The 17,989-nt window shown below is 43.9% G+C and carries 16 protein-coding genes; 11 read left to right on the top strand and 5 right to left on the bottom strand.

Going from position 1 to position 17,989, the window contains the following annotated elements; translation table 11 throughout:
• Positions 1–165 precede the first annotated feature (165 nt).
• The 4 genes from LZ23_RS14790 to purM all read left to right on the top strand — a co-directional run bounded on the left by LZ23_RS14790 (position 166) and on the right by purM (position 5,375).
• Positions 166–1,176: a TRAP transporter substrate-binding protein gene (locus LZ23_RS14790; RefSeq protein ID WP_045215260.1), complete on the top strand. Its 1,011-nt coding sequence runs from the start codon at positions 166–168 to the stop codon at positions 1,174–1,176.
• A gap of 29 nt (positions 1,177–1,205) precedes the next feature.
• Positions 1,206–1,679: a TRAP transporter small permease gene (locus LZ23_RS14785; RefSeq protein WP_045215259.1), complete on the top strand. Its 474-nt coding sequence runs from the start codon at positions 1,206–1,208 to the stop codon at positions 1,677–1,679.
• Between the two features lie 663 nt (positions 1,680–2,342).
• Positions 2,343–3,647: a TRAP transporter large permease gene (locus LZ23_RS14780; protein ID WP_045215257.1), complete on the top strand. Its 1,305-nt coding sequence runs from the start codon at positions 2,343–2,345 to the stop codon at positions 3,645–3,647.
• A 681-nt stretch (positions 3,648–4,328) separates the two neighbouring features.
• Positions 4,329–5,375, top strand: a complete 1,047-nt coding sequence (gene purM, locus LZ23_RS14775) for a phosphoribosylformylglycinamidine cyclo-ligase (protein ID WP_045215256.1) — start codon at positions 4,329–4,331, stop codon at positions 5,373–5,375.
• Between the two features lie 3 nt (positions 5,376–5,378).
• Here the strand turns inward: purM and LZ23_RS14770 are convergent, their stop codons facing one another.
• The 3 genes from LZ23_RS14770 to rplM form a co-directional block, all read right to left on the bottom strand.
• Positions 5,379–6,638, bottom strand: a complete 1,260-nt coding sequence (locus LZ23_RS14770) for a radical SAM family protein (protein WP_045215254.1) — start codon at positions 6,636–6,638, stop codon at positions 5,379–5,381.
• A 127-nt stretch (positions 6,639–6,765) separates the two neighbouring features.
• Complete coding sequence (gene rpsI, locus LZ23_RS14765) at positions 6,766–7,158, bottom strand: 30S ribosomal protein S9 (RefSeq protein ID WP_045215253.1); 393 nt, start codon at positions 7,156–7,158, stop codon at positions 6,766–6,768.
• A gap of 20 nt (positions 7,159–7,178) precedes the next feature.
• Positions 7,179–7,607 carry a 50S ribosomal protein L13 gene (gene rplM / locus LZ23_RS14760; RefSeq protein ID WP_045215251.1) on the bottom strand — a complete coding sequence of 143 codons (429 nt, stop codon included), beginning with the start codon at positions 7,605–7,607 and terminating at the stop codon, positions 7,179–7,181.
• A gap of 242 nt (positions 7,608–7,849) precedes the next feature.
• On the opposite strand from rplM, the gene LZ23_RS14750 reads away from it, so the two are divergent.
• Together LZ23_RS14750 and LZ23_RS14745 are read left to right on the top strand one after the other, a co-directional pair.
• Entirely contained in the window at positions 7,850–9,106 is a 1,257-nt protein-coding gene (locus LZ23_RS14750; RefSeq protein WP_045215248.1) for an HD domain-containing protein, read from the top strand.
• Between the two features lie 45 nt (positions 9,107–9,151).
• Positions 9,152–9,622, top strand: a complete 471-nt coding sequence (locus tag LZ23_RS14745) for a CBS domain-containing protein (protein ID WP_045215247.1) — start codon at positions 9,152–9,154, stop codon at positions 9,620–9,622.
• Positions 9,623–9,676: 54 nt separating this feature from the next.
• Here the strand turns inward: LZ23_RS14745 and LZ23_RS14740 are convergent, their stop codons facing one another.
• Entirely contained in the window at positions 9,677–11,023 is a 1,347-nt protein-coding gene (locus tag LZ23_RS14740) for a dihydrolipoyl dehydrogenase family protein (RefSeq protein ID WP_045215245.1), read from the bottom strand.
• Positions 11,024–11,290: 267 nt separating this feature from the next.
• Here LZ23_RS14740 and LZ23_RS14735 point away from each other — a divergent pair, with 267 nt between their 5' ends.
• Positions 11,291–11,755, top strand: a complete 465-nt coding sequence (locus LZ23_RS14735; RefSeq protein ID WP_045215243.1) for an RT0821/Lpp0805 family surface protein — start codon at positions 11,291–11,293, stop codon at positions 11,753–11,755.
• A gap of 177 nt (positions 11,756–11,932) precedes the next feature.
• Here LZ23_RS14735 and LZ23_RS22795 read toward each other — a convergent pair whose 3' ends face one another.
• Positions 11,933–13,621 carry a GGDEF domain-containing response regulator gene (locus LZ23_RS22795; protein WP_052507409.1) on the bottom strand — a complete coding sequence of 563 codons (1,689 nt, stop codon included), beginning with the start codon at positions 13,619–13,621 and terminating at the stop codon, positions 11,933–11,935.
• A 398-nt stretch (positions 13,622–14,019) separates the two neighbouring features.
• On the opposite strand from LZ23_RS22795, the gene LZ23_RS22790 reads away from it, so the two are divergent.
• From LZ23_RS22790 to LZ23_RS14705, 4 genes are all read left to right on the top strand, one after another.
• Entirely contained in the window at positions 14,020–14,787 is a 768-nt protein-coding gene (locus tag LZ23_RS22790; protein ID WP_052507408.1) for a response regulator, read from the top strand.
• 336 nt (positions 14,788–15,123) lie between these two features.
• Positions 15,124–16,965, top strand: a complete 1,842-nt coding sequence (locus LZ23_RS14715) for a methyl-accepting chemotaxis protein (RefSeq protein ID WP_045215239.1) — start codon at positions 15,124–15,126, stop codon at positions 16,963–16,965.
• Between the two features lie 245 nt (positions 16,966–17,210).
• Positions 17,211–17,540, top strand: a complete 330-nt coding sequence (locus LZ23_RS14710) for an STAS domain-containing protein (protein ID WP_045215237.1) — start codon at positions 17,211–17,213, stop codon at positions 17,538–17,540.
• Positions 17,533–17,895: a response regulator gene (locus tag LZ23_RS14705; RefSeq protein ID WP_045215236.1), complete on the top strand. Its 363-nt coding sequence runs from the start codon at positions 17,533–17,535 to the stop codon at positions 17,893–17,895. The genes LZ23_RS14710 and LZ23_RS14705 overlap by 8 nt, the downstream gene beginning before the upstream one ends.
• Positions 17,896–17,989: the final 94 nt, after the last annotated feature.

Below are 17,989 nucleotides of genomic sequence, written 5' to 3'. Positions count from 1 at the left end.
GTGAGGAGCTTCTAATTAACAATATAACTTCATTGTGGTACTGCGTAAATAATCAGCAATAACAGTTTTCAGGCCGCAGGCTGAAAAGCCTGGCGGCCTTTTTTTGGCAGATCCTTCTCATCTTTCAATCATAGCGTTACAGCGCTGCAAAAAGGGAGCATCAGCATGTATAAAAAAATTTTGCTTACATTTTTATTGATTCTGGTATCAAGTGGGCTTGCCGGAGCTGAAGTTATAAGAATCAGCTACGCCAATTTTCCGCCGGCCAACACTTTTCCTTCAGTTCAGATGGAAAGATGGAAGGAGGCTGTGGAAGAAAGAACACAAGGAATGGTTAAGGTGGAAACATATCCAGGTGGAAGCTTGCTTGGAGCCAGAAACATGTTTCGGGGAGTCATTCAGGGGCAGGCAGACATTGGCAATTTGTCCATGTCTTATCAGCCAGGGGTTTTTCCCATGACTACAGTGCTCGAACTGCCTGTGGGGTTCACTTCAGCTGCTGTGGCCAGCCTGGTTCTTTGGGATCTTTATGAAAAGTATCAGCCTGCAGAGTTTGAACAGGTTAAGGTATTGACCATGTTTGCCAATGCGCCCTCCAACCTCATGACCAGACAACCTGTACAAAGCCTTGAGGATCTGCAGGGGTTGGAGATCAGGGCTTCCGGCACAGCTTCAAGAATTCTGGAGCTTCTGGGGGCTGTACCTGTTTCCATGCCCATGCCCGAAACACCTGAGGCCTTGCAGCGCGGGATGGTCAAAGGTTTGCTGTCTTCCATGGAAGTATTGCTGGACTTTAATTTCGCTGCATATACCCCTTATCAGACCCTGCTTGATTTGCAGATTTATCCTTTCGCGGTGATAATGAATAAGCGCAAGTGGGACAGTCTGCCTGAAGAAGTGCAGCAGGTTATGGAAGACCTGGGCAGAGAGCAGGCCTTATGGACCGGCAGGTATATGGATGCCCATGTTAAGAAAGCTCTGGACTATGCTGCAGAAAATTATGATGCACAACTATTCGAGCTGACTGCTGAGGAATATGACATAATTGATGAGAAACTTGCCGGTCTGGTTGATGAATGGAAACTGGAAGCAGAGAAAAGAGGGTTACCTGCTGAAGAAATTTTTTCTGATATGATGCGTTTGAAAGAATACTACGAGAATGAGTTAGGCATTTGATGGAACCGGATGGATCAGGATAAATGGCAATGACAGAATTTTTCAGCAGACTTTCAAATATTATCAACAAAGTACTTGTAGCAGCAGGTGCTGTTTTGTTGTGTTTAATGATGGGGTTGGCCACCCTTAACATGGTGATGGGATTTTATGGCCAACCCATCAGAGGTGCTTATGAGGCCACGGGCTTTCTGGGCGCCCTGGTGGCAGCTCTTGCATTGGCCCCTACACAGCAGTCTGGAGGGCATATAACCGTCAATCTCTTTGACCGTTTTATACCTAAAAAATTCAGGCAGATACTTTATATTATTTCTCAAACCATATTGATTATATTTTTCGGTCTGATAATTCGCCAGCTGATTTTGCTTGGTTCATCTCTAAAGCTTTTTGGCGAGCTTTCCGAGAGTATGCGCATCCCATTTTACCCATTGGTTTACATTGTAGCCTTTGGCTTTGCTGCTCTTTTGCTGACTATTGTGGTGCAGGTTTTCAGAGCTTCTAAGTAACTGGAATCGTTTTGCTAACAAAATCAGACGGTTACAATTCTCATATTTTTACGATTTTTGCTTATGATTGATGCACATTTGCCTGAAAAATTCCGTCAAAGATGGGAACTTTGCACTTGGCACAGGGACTGTCCCTCGCTGTGTAGATTTTTTCATCAAAGCAAATTTCTTCCAGGAACCAATGCAGCATCAATCTTTTTTATAGTACCTCGCGGGGACTGTCCCAATTTCCAGAAAAATGACAGTATCCTAAAGTTACTCGCAGGTTTGGTCCCGGGCCGCCCGGGGGAGGAGCTTACAAGTAACTACAATCGTTTTAATAATAAATTCAAAATATTATGGTTTTACCATACAGATTGCTTCGGTCGCTCAGGCTCCCTCGTGGGTGACAGGTTTTGAGCAACTACATTCCTGACAGCTCAGGTGTCATTGCGAGCGAGTCTTCGAGCGCGGCAATCCTTGTTGCGAGCGAAGCGAAGCAATCTCGCGCTAAGGCTGATTTCAAGTTACTCACAGGTTAGATCCCGGGGCCGCACGGGTAAAGTGCTTACCAAGTTACAACTTGATCCTCTTGTGAGGGGTGCATGCATAACACTTTTTGTGCACATGCAAAGAGCATAAAAATTTTTCATCATAATATAATATTTAAGGATTTTCTCTGGAATGAGCCTGACACTGATTGGAATTATCGGCATAGTAGCACTTTTGCTTATAATATTTTTTCTACGCATTCCAGTAGGCTTTGCCATGGCCATGGTGGGGTTTGCTGGTTTTGCAATAGTAGTGAACCCGCATGCCGCCATGGGCATGCTCAGTGACGAAGTATGGGAGGTGTTTTCTTCATATGGTCTGACAGTTATCCCCATGTTTATTCTTATGGGACAGATAAGTTTCCATGCCGGGGTGAACAGGCGTCTTTACCATGCTGCCTATGTATGGATGGGGAATATCCGGGGAGGAATGGCCATGGCTACTATTTTATCCTGTGCAGGATTTGCCGCTATCTGCGGATCCAATACGGCCACAGCAGCTACTATGGGATCAGTGGCCCTGCCGGAGATGAAAAAATACAAGTACAGTCCAGTTCTCAGTGCTTCCAGTGTTGCCACGGGCTCAACGCTTGGAGTTCTTATTCCTCCCAGCGTGGTGCTGATTGTCATAGGTCTGCAGACCGGTCAGGCCATCGGCGTTTTGTTCTGGGCAGCTTTGCTCCCTGGTTTTTTACTTTGTATTTTTTTTATTGCATCCATATGGTGGGCCTGTCGCAGAAAACCAGAGCTTGGTCCTCCAGGGCAGGTCACTTCAATCAAGGCCAAGCTTCAATCCTTAAAAGGCACTATTGAAATATTAATACTGTTTGTTTTGGTCATGGCAGGATTGATTAAAGGTTTTTTTACACCTACCCAGGCAGGGGCTGTGGGGTCATTTATTGCGTTAGTTATCGGGGTGGCAGGAGGCAATCTGAGCCTGCGCGGTTTTTACCTTGCCTTGACAGATACCCTGCGCATTTCGGCCATGATTATGGCCATTATACTTGGGGCAGTCATTTTTGGAAGGTTTCTTGCTGTTACCAGGCTGCCATTTGAGCTGGCCGGCATAGTGGGAGAACTGGCCTTACCATCATTTCTGGTAATTCTACTAATTGGCCTGGTATACATCTTAGGTGGAGCCATTATGGATGCCCTGGCGCTGCTGATCATCACCATTCCCATATTTTTTCCAGTAGCTCAGTCCATGGGTTATGATCCAGTTTGGTTTGCAGTATTTATTACAGTGGTCACAACTCTTGGCGCCATTACTCCACCTGTTGGTATTAACACCTACATTGTAGCTTCCATGGGGCACGGTGTTCAGCTGCCGGAGGTTTTTAAGGGAGTTCTGCTTTTTCTGCCCTGTTTTGTGCTGCTCTTGCTGCTTTTAATTATTATGCCCGGTCTTGCTACTTTTTTACCAGGTTTGTTATATTGAATATGTGCCAGGCGTAGAGTTTTGATGCTTGAAGGTTTTTTAACTGCTCTGTAAAGCTTGAGAGTTAAAAGCCCCTCACCCGGGCGGACCGGGACCGAACCTGGGAGTAACTTTACGAGTCTGTCACTTTTCTGGAAATTGGGACAGTCCCCGCAAGGTACTATAAAAAAGATTGATGCTGCATTGGTTCCTGGAAGAAATTTGCTTTGATGAAAAAATCTACACAGCGAGGGACAGTCCCTGTGCCAGGCGTAAAGCTCTCATCTTTGACGGAATTTTTCAGGCAAATGTGCATCATTCATAAGCAAAAATCATCAAAATGTGAAAACTGTAAATATCTGAATTTATTTCATATTCGACTATAGTTACTTGTAAGCGATATGTCCATGATAAATGACTATTGAGAGACCCTGTTCCCATGGGGTTTATTTCTAAGTTTGTCTGCAGTGTTAATATGTCTTGAACTTAACGGCAAAAAAAGATATTGTGTAACAGATTAGCCTTTTGGATGTGGCACTGGGACTGGCTCTTAAAGGACCCACTTGCATCATAAATGACACGTTTAAATTATCGGTTATTAGCTCAAGTGGGTCCCGTCCTGCTTATCTTAAAAAAGGCTAAATTGTTACTTGGTTTTTTTAATTAATTCACCTGCTGTCAAAATGACCTTAAGGAGATTACATGACGAGTCGCGCAGAGTCTTATAAAGAGGCCGGGGTTGATATTGAAAAAGCTGACCAGTTTGTAAAGAGGATAAAACCCATAGTTGCGTCCACCCACATTAAAGGGGTCATGGCTGATATTGGTGGATTTGGAGGCCTTTTTAAGTTAGACACTCAAGACATGCCAGAGCCTGTTCTGGTGGCCTCCACAGATGGAGTAGGCACCAAGCTCAAGCTGGCTTTTTTGTTTGATATGCATGATACCATAGGCATTGACCTGGTAGCCATGTCAGTCAATGATATTCTGGTTCAGGGAGCCAAACCGCTTTTTTTCCTGGATTACTTTGCAACAGGCAGGCTTGAGCCTGAAAAGGCTGAGCAGGTGGTCGCCGGAATAGCAAAGGGCTGTAAAATATCCGGATGTGCTCTTTTGGGTGGAGAAACAGCTGAAATGCCAGATTTTTATCCGCCTGGGGAGTATGATTTATCAGGCTTTTGTGTTGGAGTGGTTGATAACAGTCAAATAGTAGACGGCAGAGATGTGCGTCCCGGTGATACGCTCATAGGGCTTGCTTCATCAGGTCTGCACTCCAATGGTTACTCGCTGGCAAGAAAAATTCTGAAACAATCCAAGCTTTCCGGAGATGATATTTTTCCCAATACTGCAAGTACAGTCAAAGAAGTTCTCTTGGAACCCACCAGAATATATGTGCCCGAGGTGGTAAGCATAGCCAGGGATATACCTATCAACGGAATGATTCATATCACTGGCGGAGGATTTTATGATAATATTCCCAGAGTTATTCAGGAAAAGATGTCTGTACAGATTGATTTTGGTTCCTGGGATATCCCCCCGGTAGTTAATTGGATTAAAAATGAAGCTGAGATGTCCTGGGAAGAGATGCTGCAGGTTTTTAACTGTGGTATTGGATATATAATAGTGGTTTCAAATGACTATCGTGAGGACGTTCTTTCGCGTCTTAAAGCCATGAACTGTCCTGCCTGGGATATTGGCAGTGTGGTGGAGTCACGGCATGCCGCAAGTCCTGTGGATATTAAGTTCTAATTTTCATCTCCCGAGATAGGGATTGAAATAGCCATACTCAATCCAGGGACATTCCTTTTTCAGTCTTTTCATGTAATTTAACAGACCTGTCTGTGGTCCAAAATCTTTATTCTGCATAAGGTGCAGATATATTTCCGGGTCAAGATTCAGGTTTCTCATCTGAATATAGTCCAGCTTTGTGTCAGATATGAGTCTGGTCATGGAATCTATCTCAGATTCAGTGTCGGTAATCCCCGGGAAATACAGAAGATTCAGCGATACAAAGCAATCATGTTTCTTTGCTTTCAAAATAAAATCCTGTACCTGACTGAAGTTGTAATTTACAGGTTTGTAGTATCTGGAATACAGATCTGGATCTGCGCTGTTGAGACTTACCCTGAATGAATCAACCCCAGCCAGGGCCAGATCCTCAACATGATCAGGCATGGAACCGTTTGTATTAATGTTGATTGTAGCTTTGGGAATTTTTTTTCTAACCTTTGCCACGGCATTACAAATAAGATCAGCCATAGTGAGCGGTTCACCCTCGCAGCCTTGCCCGAAGGACAAGATGGGCTTCTTAACCCTTGAGCCATGGGCAAGCATGACTTCAGCCACTTCCTCAACAGTCGGAGTAAATGAAATCCTGTCCTGAGTGGATTGAAAACTTGATCCAGCCGGCTGAAATGAAATGCACCCCACACAGCGGGCATTGCAGTTTCTTGATGTAGGAAGAGGGGCTTCAAACCTGCCAAGCGCAAGGTTTCTGGCTGCTGGACAGCAGGAATTCAGAGCGCAATGAGTCAGATGCTGAATGAGGCGATTGCGGGGATACTTTTTAATCAAATTTCTGACTTTTCCCGGGATGCTTTGCAGCAGTTCCGGAGAAAAAACCTGACGCATGTCTTTGTCCACCTTTCTGGCTGCAATCCAGAACTGGTCATGCATATATCCAATTGCTCCATAGGCGTATAAAGGCAGATCAGGGGCCTCAGAGTCAGTAATATAGGCGGCGGTCCCGGCAAGTGTATGTCCAGGACTGGCAAAACCAGCTACAGCCAGGCTGTCAGTTGCCATGACAGTACCCCTTTGCGGATCGAGCCCTATGGCTTTACGTCCTGGAAGAAGAAATAGGTCACTGTCTGCAGGCAAAGGGATGAGTTCATCAGGCCTGGGCGGCACAAATCCCTCGCCCTGGCGCAAGAGCATCAGCAGTTCAGGATCTTCAAAAATCTCTCCGTTTTCATCTGCGCTTATCATACGCGGTATTGACTTCTTGCTCATTTTCTAACTTCTTCACTTCATCAAAGCTTTGCAGGTACAGCTATGCAGATACAAAAATAAAAAAGGCAGGGGCCGCAACAACGGACCCTGCCTTGAGTAAACATATCTGTATTCAGAAGTGCTGATTTTAACGCTTTGAATACTGAAAGCGTGCTCTGGCACCTCTTTGGCCATATTTTTTTCTTTCTTTTACCCTGGCATCTCTGGTCAGCAGTCCTGCTTTTTTAAGGATCGGACGATTATCAGAGCTGACCTCAAGCAAAGCCCTGCTAATACCGTGTCGTACTGCCTGGGCCTGTCCTGCCAGCCCGCCGCCCGTAACATTGACTTTTATGTCAAATTTGCCGTGAACTTTGGTTAACTTTAATGGCTGATTAATGATCATCTGCAGTGTGGACCGTGGAAAGTACTCATCATAGGGTCTGTTATTGATTAGTATCTGTCCTGAGCCATTATAGAGTCTTGTCCTGGCAATGGATGTTTTTCTTCTGCCTGTGCCGTAATAAAAATCTTGTTTCATCTGATATACTCCCAGCAGGGTTAGTTATCCTGGTTTAGCGGCTTCTGAGCACTATGCGGATGGTCAGGCCCGGAATAGACCTTGAGTTTTTTGAGCAGATTGCGACCAATCTTGTTTTTGGGCAACATTCCACGTACTGAATGACGGATTACTTCTTCTGGTTTTTTGTCCAGAAGTTTTTCCAGAGATATTTCTCTGATGCCGCCTGGATATCCGGTGTGACGATAGTACTTTTTCTGACTGAGTTTGTTGCCGGTTACCTTTACCTTATCGGCGTTGACTACGATAACAAAATCACCCATGTCCATGTGCGGGGCGAATTCCGGTTTATTCTTTCCTCGCAGTTTGGTGGCGATCTCTGTAGCCATTCGGCCCAGAATTTTTCCTTCAGCATCTATTACATGCCAGTCGCGTCTGGCGTCCTGGGGTCTTGGGCTATATGTCTTCATTTTGGAACTCCTGTCTGAATTGAAAGAAAGGGATTATTATTGAGTTTTGCTGCAGGTGTCAATATAAAAATGACCAAATAGCAAGATTTTTTGCATGTAGTTGGCTCTTGCTTCACGGAGTTATTTAATTTACCATTATAGTTTAGACCTTTGGATGATCCTGTCAAAAGTCTGGCAGGAAGTGGTTCAGCAAAAACTATCCTGATCTCGACATTCAATATTTTTTTTAAGAGCAAAATATCATGGTATCACAACTTCCAAGTGTAAGAAAAGGTCTCCTGCAGCTAATTTTTTCCGGTTCTTTCATGAAAAGATGGAATGACAAGCTACGACCAGTGGAGCTTGTGGAAGTGGATAAGCAGGCTCATAAAATGATTACCGCCTTTGCTCTGCTCAACCTGAATTCCAGGTCCATGTCGACGGAGGAAAAGGCTGATCTGTATGAAGAAGTTATTCTGGGAGGGATATTTGACTACCTTTACAGGTTGGTTATTACAGACATCAAACCACCTGTTTTTTATGAAATCAAGTCTAATCCAGTGCATTACAGGCAATTGACCAGCTGGGTTATTAAACAACTTGAGCCAAGGCTGCAGCCCCTTGGTTCAGAATTCCAAGAAAAATTGCAGACCTACCTGCAGGACTCTGAGGACAGTACTTTTGCCAGACGAATACTTAACGGCGCTCATGTCTTTGCCAGCAGTTGGGAGTTCAGCCTGATTAAAGGAATAAATCCAGGTGATATGGAGCTAAAAGAGATTGAAGACAATTTCTTGAATCTTTTAAAGCAATATAGTGATCTCAAGGGTATGGAAGAACTCATGCTGGGAGGTCAGGGCGGGCTGAGTGGATTCATGAATCTCTGCGGCAGGCTGAGGTTTCAAAAGCGCTGGTCACAAACTCCAAGAATTCCAGAGACTTCAGTTCTTGGTCACATGTTTATAGTTGCATGCTATGCCTTTTTTTTCAGCATGTCGGTTAACGCCTGTCCCATGAGGAGGCAGAATAACTTTTTTGCAGGGCTGATACATGATTTACCGGAACTTCTTACCCGAGATATCATTTCTCCTGTTAAAAAATCAGTTCAGACCATGGGGGATATAATCAAAGAATATGAAAACAAAGAACTGGAAAAAAGGGTTTTTTCCCTCCTTCAGGAACCCGAATATACTGGCCTCGCGCAAAGGCTGCGGTATTATCTTGGGAATGATGAAGTTAGTGAATTCGACAATACAATTTCAGTAGATGGCAAGGTCAGTAAAGTCAGCTGGGAGGAGCTTCAGCAAAAGTATAATTTTGACAAGTTTGATCCCAAAGATGGTTATCTGCTTAAGGTTTGCGATAATCTTGCGGCTTTTATCGAGGCTTATACTGCTACCAGAAACGGCATTACCAATGAACAGCTGCAGCATGCCCAATGGAAAATCCGCAATCTTTATCAAAACGAGCCGTACATTGAAGGAGTGCATATAGGAGCTTTACTGGCGGACTTTGATTAAGGGATTTGGTTTTAATTGATTCATGTACAGTTCAGGAGGAACAAAATGCTTTACCGAAAAAGAGCCTGGGATATCATGCATGATGATTTTCCCAAAGTAGATGAGGAAGTATCAATCAAAGATGTTATTTTGAAGATTCAGGAAAGCCGAAAAGTTTATCCGGGCAATAATAGTGCAGTTGTGCTGAGTAAGGCTGGAAAGCTGTCCGGAATCATAACTACCTGGGATATAGTCAAGAAAATGGGGCCTGAACTGCTCAAAAATGCATCAAAGGTAAAAGATACGGAAAACTATGAAAAAGCCTTCAAACTTTCATGCGAACTGGGTGCTCAGGCAGATATCAGGAAAGTTTATCAGAAAGAAGCAGCCAGGATTCGTCCTAACGATACTCTGGCCAGAGTTCTGGAAGCCTTTCTGGACTATCGACAGGATATTGCTGTGGTGGAAGAGGGAGACAAGGTTATGGGTGCTATCATGCTGGACGATGTATACCGGGAAATTGCAGTCAAAGTATGAGATTGTAATGCCCGAAACCAGGAAATTGCAGGAAGTTGCGGGCATTACATTTTTTTATATCATATATTTAAAGTAATATCCCTTGGTGGGATAAGCCCATAAAACCTTTTTTAACTCTTTGACGGGTGTCTGCATCCTGATGGCCATGGCAAAGAGGTTGGACATCTCTTCGGCACCTGCACCGAGAATATGGGCACCCACAATAACATCCCTGTCCTCATCAATGAGGATTTTGCAGCCGGCAAATTTTTGCCCCAGATGTGTCCATGAAAACCACTGGGCCATATTTTCTCTGACTATTCTTAAGTTGATGCCAGCCTCTCTGGCCTGTTTTTCCAGAAGACCAACTGCGCACAGAGGCGGGGCTGTATAAACCGCACTTGCCGTGCCAGTATAATCAACTGCACTGCTTCCAGGTTTGATGATGTTGGAGGCTGCAACCCTGCCTTCCATGTCACCGGTAGGAGTCAGGGCAAATGGAGTGGACGCAACATCTCCCACAGCAAAAAAGCGATCATTATTTTTACAGCGCATATGTTCATCTACCTCAACCCCTACAGAACTGACATTAATACTATATTTTTCAAGAGTATGTTTATCAACATCCGGAATTCTGCCTGCGCCGTGCACCACCATGTGTGCGTCAATGGTTGAGGTTTTTCCATTCTCCATTATCTGAATTTTAATTTTTTGTTTATCCCTGGTAATGGATTTAATGTCGGTATTGAGATTAATTGTAACGCCTGCATCCCGCATAGCTTCCACAAGTTCAGCTGTAAGATCAGGGTCAAACTGCTTGAGCACCTGAGCGCTTCTGTGGATTATGGTCGTTTTTAAGCCTGCTCTGACTGCTATGGATGCAAATTCAAATGAAATAAAACCACCACCGATGAAAACGATGCTGTCAGGGAGCTTTTCAAGGCTTAAGAAGTCGTCTGAAGTGGATATGTACTCTGCTCCAGGCACATTAATGGGAGCGGGCTTTATGCCTGATGCCAGGACAATGGTTTGAGCAGTCATAATATCTTCACCAGCCTGAACCTGATAATCATCCAGCACAACAGCCTGCGCATTGAATGTGTCAATACCAAGACCTGCATAAGCTTCCTGAATTTTCTCCTTTTTGCCGGATACAAAGCTGTCCCTAAAGGCAGCCAGATCTTCCCAATTAATGCTGAGATTATCGGCCATAAGTCCTTTGTCGGTCATGCCCCGGGCAAGGGCAACTATATCTGCAGCACCTGTGAGGACTTTTTTGGGGTTGCAACCGCGCAATGGACAAGTACCGCCAAAGCCATAACTTTCAATCATGGCTACTTTCAAGCCTTCCTTTGCACAGGTTGAAGCACAGGCTCCTCCGGCCGGACCCGCTCCAATGACAATAACATCATACTTTTTCATAAATACTCCTGCATTTAGAACGAAGGGCTTAAATTACTTCTGCCCGACTGTTTTTTTGATTTGAAAAATATATCTTGTCTACTGAATTTTTCATTGCTATATCTATAAGCGACAGTTAAGATTATTGCAACTCAGTATGCCTGTAACAAAATTGACATTATTCAATTTCAGACAAGCAGTGCAATGTCAATATTTGTTACCTCATCTTTGACTGTCGAGCGAGTTTAACTTTTGAGAATATTTTGAACATTTTAGGAGGTTTAAGGTATGAAAACAATTATGATTTTTCCTTTACTGGCGGTTCTGTTGCTGGCCGGCTGCGGAGAAAGTAAACATACTGTTGGTGGAGCCGCTCTTGGCGGCATAGCCGGCGGTATAGCAGGTGCTCAAATAGGTAAAGGAACAGGTCAGACAGCGGCTATAATCGGTGGCACTCTTCTCGGCGCGGCCCTTGGCGGTTATGTTGGCAGCTATCTTGACCGCATGGATCAGATGGACAAAAGAAATCTGAACAACACTCTGGAAACCCGTCCTACCGGTACCACAACGCAATGGAGCAATCCTGACACTAATACGTCTTACAAGGTAACTCCTACAAATACTTTTCAGCAGCCTGACACCGGAAGATACTGCCGGGAATATACCACTGAAGTCATCATTGGCGGTGAAGTGGAAAAGGCTTATGGCAAGGCGTGCCGTAGAGATGACGGTGCATGGGAAATTGTGAGCTGAGGACTATCACTTTTCAGCCCATGGTTTAAGTTTGTATGATTATGAATCAGATACGTTGATTGTATTCTTACAAAGGGCGAACCTTATGTTCGCCCTTTATAATAAACCAAAAGTTTGCATGATAATTTTATTGTCCAGTCAGTTTTAACCTGCTGAAGCCTCGATCAGTTACAGCAATCAGGACCGGCTGTCTGATTCCGACATATCATCATAATACCTTATGGTTATCCCCTTGTCCTGTTTGGTGCTGTACATGGCCTTATCAGCTGCTTTTACCAGATCTTCCTTTTCTTCTGCATCGTCCGGGTAGATGCTTACTCCAATGCTTGCCTCTAATTGCAGATGGAGATTATCCACATAAAAGTCTGTCTGCAATATCTCGGTAATTTTTTTTAGTATCCTGTCAACATCCTCACGTGACGCCAGACTGGACAGAATAATTACGAACTCATCTCCTCCAAATCTGGCCACAGTGTCGGTTTTTCTTGCACATGTGTTGAGTCTGTGGGCTACAGTCTGCAGGACAGCATCCCCAAACATATGTCCATACTGGTCATTGACGGGTTTAAAATTATCCAAGTCAATAAAAATGAGACCTACCTTCTGAGAGTACCGTTCTGCATAGGACAGGGCCTGACTCAGACGATCATTAAACAGTTGTCTGTTGGGGAGACCTGTCAAAGGGTCATGCAGAGCCTTGCGTGTCAGTTCCTGCTCTACAATTTTCAGAGGGGTTATGTCTGTAAGCATGGCATACCAGGCAGTAACTTCATCTGTTTCGTAGGGGACTGTACTTAAGCGCAGCCATTTTATGTTATTGCCGGGTCCATAAACTCTGAAGTCGGATCCAAAAGCTTTGTTTTTCTTTAAGCTCTCCATAAGCTGGCTGAAGATTCGTTCATAGTCTTCTGCAAATATGATGGAGACGAACTTTTCAGGGGATGCCAGGATTGCTTCGGCACTGATGCCTGTCAGATTGAATATGCCCTGACTGATATAAACCATCTGCAGCCGCTGTCCGTCAAGAACCCTGTATTGTATGATAGCTCCAGGCATTCTGGTGGTGACTTCGCTTAAAAGCGCTTCACTTCTTTCTAAGGCCTTCCGGGTTTTTATGTTCTGACTTACATCCATGGCTACTTCAACCAGTTCATTCAAATTGCCATGTTGGTCAAAAACCGGATAGGCCCTTGTATCCCAGGTTCGGCCATCCTGGGTTTTGATTAATGCGTCTTCAGTCTGACCTGTGCGGATGGATTTCTGTACAGGACATTTCTGCATGGAGTCTACGGTGCAATCAAATACATCACTGCACTTTTTTCCAGTTACATCTATTTGTTGAAGCCCTATGGAGTCTAAAGCAGACTTGTTGGCCCAGGTGATGTTAAGGTTTGAATCCATACAGATGACTACTTCCTGCAAACTGTTAAGAACAGTTTCATACCATTGTTTCTGATTGGACAGTCTTTCTTCTGCCCTTTTTAGTCTGAGCATTGCGCGAATCTGGGCCAGAAGTTCGCGAGTGTTGACAGGTTTGACAAGGTATCCGTCAGCTCCTGACTCCAGTCCCAGAGCCTTGTCGCTGGAACCTGTCTGGATGGCAGAAAAAAGGATAATATATGGGCTGTGCCGGCGAGGGTCAGCCTTAATGGTTTTACAGACCTCTATTCCGTTGATGTCGGGAAGCATTACATCCAGCAGAATAAGGTCAGGTTCAAACAGCCTGACTTTTTTCAGTGCTGTGTTGCCGTCAATTGCATCGTCTACCTCATAACCTGCTTTGCGAATTATTCTTGACGCAAAAAGCCTGGCTGTGGGGTCGTCATCGACCACGAGAATTTTTTCTGAGTTATTTTCTTGAGGCATGATAAAATAAGCTGATTTGGATTATTTGGAAAAAATTTACGATACTTTGCTTTCAGCTGGGTTGCGGCCAAACCCGGCCAGGGTAAAAAAATGAGGCTTCCGAAAATAAAAAGCCCAGGCTCAAGGCCGAATGTACTGGTTTCACTCTTTTGTCAATTTATACATAAAACATTTTGAGCTGGTAGCTATGAAATAATTTTCACAAGCGGCAATTTTTTTACTTGTTAGTAGTGCTATATTTCTGTAGTTTGAAATTTAGTTTCGTTTTTAGTTGCTTAAGAAGCTGGGTTCGGGTTTTTTATTCAAAAGTATGTCTTGTTTCAGTTTTCATAATCGTGTAATGATTCCGTTGCATGAGTCGGGTTTATCAACCAATTGTTTCAAGGAGAATCCTTACTATGGATGAGCAGATTTATAAAGTTCTTTATCTCGAAGATAATCCCATGGATGTAAGATTTTTCCAGGAGATAGCCAAAGAGCTGCGGGGGATACGTATTGAGCTGACCAATGCCGGCACCTTGTCAGAGGCTCTGCAAAATCTTGAAAGCAATGACTTTGACTTGGTGGTTTCTGATCTTGGTCTTCCTGATAGTATGGGACTTTATACAGTGAAGCGCATTATGAGCGGCTTCCCTGAGCTGCCAATCATCGTGATGACTACCATAAATGATGAGCAACTTGGTGTAAAGGCAGTTAAACTCGGTGCGCAGGATTATCTGCCCAAAGGAAATTTTGACGGTGGACTGCTGGCACGATCAATAAAATACTCAGTGGAAAGAAATTCTTTTGTTCGTAGAATGTTTCTATCCGAAGACAGTAAGTTCCAGGCTCTTATGAACTGTCTGGATATTCCTGTTGTATACCTTGATGCAGGTTTGATTATACGCGAGTGTAACCCGGCCTTTCTTAATCTCATTGACTCAAGTTCGGTAAGAGGTGTCAGTCTTGAAGAAAAATGCGGAAAAGAACTCCTGATCTGTGCCCAGAAGGCCCTTGAAGGTGAAGAGGGGCGAGCTCAAATCAGCAGACATTCAGGATCATGTATACCAGCTGACAGTTTTAGATGTGTTCCTGTAAGAGACGATCAGAACAATGTAACGGGCGTTTTGTGCATAGCAGAAAAAAAGCAGCCCGCAAAAAAACATTTTATTGATTTGAACGCCTGATGGAATTGCAGTACCTTATGAGTAATGGTTTAGACCTTTGGATGTGCACTGCTCCCCTGTCCGGAGGCATAAAGCCCGGAGGGGGACTGGCATTTCAGGAAACCACTTGCCTCAAAAATGGCATGCTTCAAACATGGTTTGTTGATCAAGTGGTGCTTGGGGTGTCTGGCCCCTGCTTTTTTTAACAGGAGCTATTCGTTCATTTTATAAAAATTACCGGGACCAGCATTAAAAGAGAGCTTATATGTTTCCCGGCAGACCCGAGAATTCTTTTCAGGGTACACCTGGCTGAAAGGTTTTAACCTTAATCAACCAATAACAAAGCAAAGACTATTTATGAAAAAGGAGACAGTGGAAATTACTGATCAGCATGGCAGTGCAGTTTTTGAAGACTGGGCCCGTCAAGTGAGTGAGGTATCTGAATTTCTTGGTTCTATAATCAAGGATAAAGAGCAGGATTTTCTTGATCTCGGTCAGAACTTGCACGAAATATCATCAAAGTCAGCCGGGCTTTCTAATATGGCGGATGAGTTGATGAAGCTGACCAGTGGTGAAAAAATATTAAATGCCCAGCAGGACCTGCAGGATGAACTCAAGGATATTACCGAGTATTGTGATGTTGGCTGGGGGGAGAAAAGCACTGAGCTTTTAGGTAATGTGCTTGACCAGAGCAGGGCGCTGTCTTTAGAGATGAATGATTTCAAAAAGATTGTCAGAACTCTTAATGTGCTGAGTTTTACCACAAGAATTGAAAGCGCCAGACTTGGAGATATTGGCAGGGGATTTATGACTCTGGCTGATGATGTTGAAGCTCTGGGGCGGAAGATGGTAGGTCACTGGCAAAGGATTGTAGATGAATCTTCAACTTTGTATGACCTGGTACAATCAGCTAAAATTAGAGTTGAGATGCTGGTGCAGGATCAGAAATCCGGTGTAGAGAAAGTTTTGGAGGATATCAATTCTAACCTCAATGATCTGGAGACAATCAGGCAAAGCTCCAAAGCAGCTTCAGAGGACCTGGCTCAGAAAGCTTCTGAGATCACTTCCTATGTTCGGGAAATGGTTTCCTCGATGCAGTTTCATGATATCACCAGACAGATTGTGGAACATGTGCAGGAAACCCTGGAAGAAGTCGTCAATCTTATTAAAAATAATGGAAACGGCTCGGAGACTAAGAGTTATACTTCTACCCAGCTTGCTGGATGGATAAATAAAGTCTGTTCACTTCAGATTCAGCAGATGGATCAGGCGGGGATTTCCTTTTATGAGGCTGTTGAGAACCTTAAGAAAGGTCTTGACTCCATTGCTTCAAGTGTATCCAGCATGGCAGAAGGACTGAAGCAGTCCTTAGGTTTAGGGGACGATGAACAGGGCAATCTGTTGGTAAATATTGGAGAAAAAATAGCCCATGTCAAACTCAGCATTCATGATTTTACCGGTAAAAGCCACGAAATAAGCACTGTCATGGAAACTGTAGGCGGCAGTGTATCCCAGATGTCGGATTTTGTGAATGATATTGAAGAAGTGGGATCAGAGATTGAGCTCATTGCCCTTAATGCCAGTGTAAGGGCCGCTCATACAGGTTCTGAAGGCATGGCCCTTGGGGTTGTTGCCGTTGCCATTCAGCAGTTGTCAGGCAGAGCAAGGGAAAAAACAGGAGCGGTTACTGCTACCTTGAACTCCATATCCAGTGATGCAGAGGAGCTGCAGAAGCTCACTGCACAGGCAGTAGACTTTAGCGGTTTTGATGATTTAAGCAAAAAAATAGATCGAAGCCTTAATGAAATGAGTGAACTTAACGCTGAAATTGAACAAAAACTCGGGTTGATTATCTCAGAAGGTTCAAACCTGTCCAGTACCATTTCTTTTCTGTCTGAAAATCTGGATTTTCATCACGAAGTAAGCACCGGCATCAGTGAAGCCAAAAGTTTTTTACAACAGGTTGTTCAGCAGACAGAGTCAGAGTTTCACTCTGATTTTGAAGATACTCAATGGCCGGCCAACCTGCAAAGGATGTTTGACAGATATACTATGGAGTCACAGCGCTTAGTGCATAAAGTGCAGCTTGAAGGAGAAACCCAGGATCAGGATGAAATATTCTGGGATGATGACGAGCAGGGCGCAAATGAGGAGACTCAGGATGGTGATGATTTTGGGGATAATATAGAGCTTTTTTAACTGATAAAGTTTTCACGTTTACAGCAAGCAGTATGCTTTTGGGAGCATTACGTGTTTTTGAAAACTATAAATCCGAGCTGTATGTCATAACTATTTTGGAGTTAAAAATTGATTGTGACGGTCTGGCACAGGGACTGTCCCTGGCTTCGGGACTGTCCCCAATTGACTTTTCAGAAACGGGCAATGCTCCCATGCTGTTTGCACAATAAATTGTGCGCTAAAATGGTTAAGTTAAGGAGTCGTTAATGGCTGAAGTAGAAATTAAAACAGATGATCAAGGTGCTGTAATGATATTGCAGGGCAATCTGAATATCGAGTGTGCCAAAGAGCTTCACAATGTTATTGTTGATACCATAAGTGTACACGAGGTCATAAGGGTGGATATGGCACAAGTGGATGGGGTTGATCTTTCTTTTTTGCAGATTGTATGCGCCTTATATAAAGAGGCGGTAATAGAAGGTAAAAAGCTTGTTTTTGACCCAGTTCCAGATAGAATTCAGAATAAAGCTGAAAAAATGGGTTTTACTGAGGAGTATACTGGGGGATATTTCTGGAAAGGAGATGTTGATGGCTAAAAAAATTATGACAGTAGACGACTCTGCAAGTGTGCGACAGATGGTTGCCTTTACTCTTAAAGACGCTGGCTATGATGTAGTTGAGGCTGTGGACGGGCAGGACGCTCTTGGCAAGTTGTCTTCTCCTGTAGATATGATAATTACAGATTTGAATATGCCCAATATGGATGGGTTGGAACTGATACGTCAGGCACGGGGACAGAGCCAGTTCAAGTTTATTCCTATCATTATGCTGACTACAGAATCCCAGGCTGAAAAGAAGCAGGAGGGCAAGCAGGCCGGTGCTACAGGATGGATTGTCAAGCCTTTTAAGCCGGAACAATTGCTTGCTGTTGTTAAAAAGGTACTGGGCTGAGAGTCTGGTATCATAAAGTAGTGAATCAAGCCCAAATCCGGCGGTCCTGCATTGTCTATTTACGTTATTGTTTGCTCTTATTGCCGTGCTAATG

The organism is Desulfonatronovibrio magnus (assembly GCF_000934755.1).
Lineage (GTDB): Bacteria > Desulfobacterota > Desulfovibrionia > Desulfovibrionales > Desulfonatronovibrionaceae > Desulfonatronovibrio > Desulfonatronovibrio magnus.
The sequence above is the reverse complement of the archived record's forward strand: the minus strand, read 5'-3'. Positions and strand labels throughout refer to the sequence as shown.

Coding starts and splice junctions, on each gene's coding strand:
- LZ23_RS14790 (WP_045215260.1), top strand. CDS start 166: ATGTATAAAAAAATTTTGCTTACATTTTTATTGATTCTGGTATCAAGT.
- LZ23_RS14785 (WP_045215259.1), top strand. CDS start 1,206: ATGACAGAATTTTTCAGCAGACTTTCAAATATTATCAACAAAGTACTT.
- LZ23_RS14780 (WP_045215257.1), top strand. CDS start 2,343: ATGAGCCTGACACTGATTGGAATTATCGGCATAGTAGCACTTTTGCTT.
- purM (WP_045215256.1), top strand. CDS start 4,329: ATGACGAGTCGCGCAGAGTCTTATAAAGAGGCCGGGGTTGATATTGAA.
- LZ23_RS14770 (WP_045215254.1), bottom strand. CDS start 6,638: ATGAGCAAGAAGTCAATACCGCGTATGATAAGCGCAGATGAAAACGGA.
- rpsI (WP_045215253.1), bottom strand. CDS start 7,158: ATGAAACAAGATTTTTATTACGGCACAGGCAGAAGAAAAACATCCATT.
- rplM (WP_045215251.1), bottom strand. CDS start 7,607: ATGAAGACATATAGCCCAAGACCCCAGGACGCCAGACGCGACTGGCAT.
- LZ23_RS14750 (WP_045215248.1), top strand. CDS start 7,850: ATGGTATCACAACTTCCAAGTGTAAGAAAAGGTCTCCTGCAGCTAATT.
- LZ23_RS14745 (WP_045215247.1), top strand. CDS start 9,152: ATGCTTTACCGAAAAAGAGCCTGGGATATCATGCATGATGATTTTCCC.
- LZ23_RS14740 (WP_045215245.1), bottom strand. CDS start 11,023: ATGAAAAAGTATGATGTTATTGTCATTGGAGCGGGTCCGGCCGGAGGA.
- LZ23_RS14735 (WP_045215243.1), top strand. CDS start 11,291: ATGAAAACAATTATGATTTTTCCTTTACTGGCGGTTCTGTTGCTGGCC.
- LZ23_RS22795 (WP_052507409.1), bottom strand. CDS start 13,621: ATGCCTCAAGAAAATAACTCAGAAAAAATTCTCGTGGTCGATGACGAC.
- LZ23_RS22790 (WP_052507408.1), top strand. CDS start 14,020: ATGGATGAGCAGATTTATAAAGTTCTTTATCTCGAAGATAATCCCATG.
- LZ23_RS14715 (WP_045215239.1), top strand. CDS start 15,124: ATGAAAAAGGAGACAGTGGAAATTACTGATCAGCATGGCAGTGCAGTT.
- LZ23_RS14710 (WP_045215237.1), top strand. CDS start 17,211: ATGGCTGAAGTAGAAATTAAAACAGATGATCAAGGTGCTGTAATGATA.
- LZ23_RS14705 (WP_045215236.1), top strand. CDS start 17,533: ATGGCTAAAAAAATTATGACAGTAGACGACTCTGCAAGTGTGCGACAG.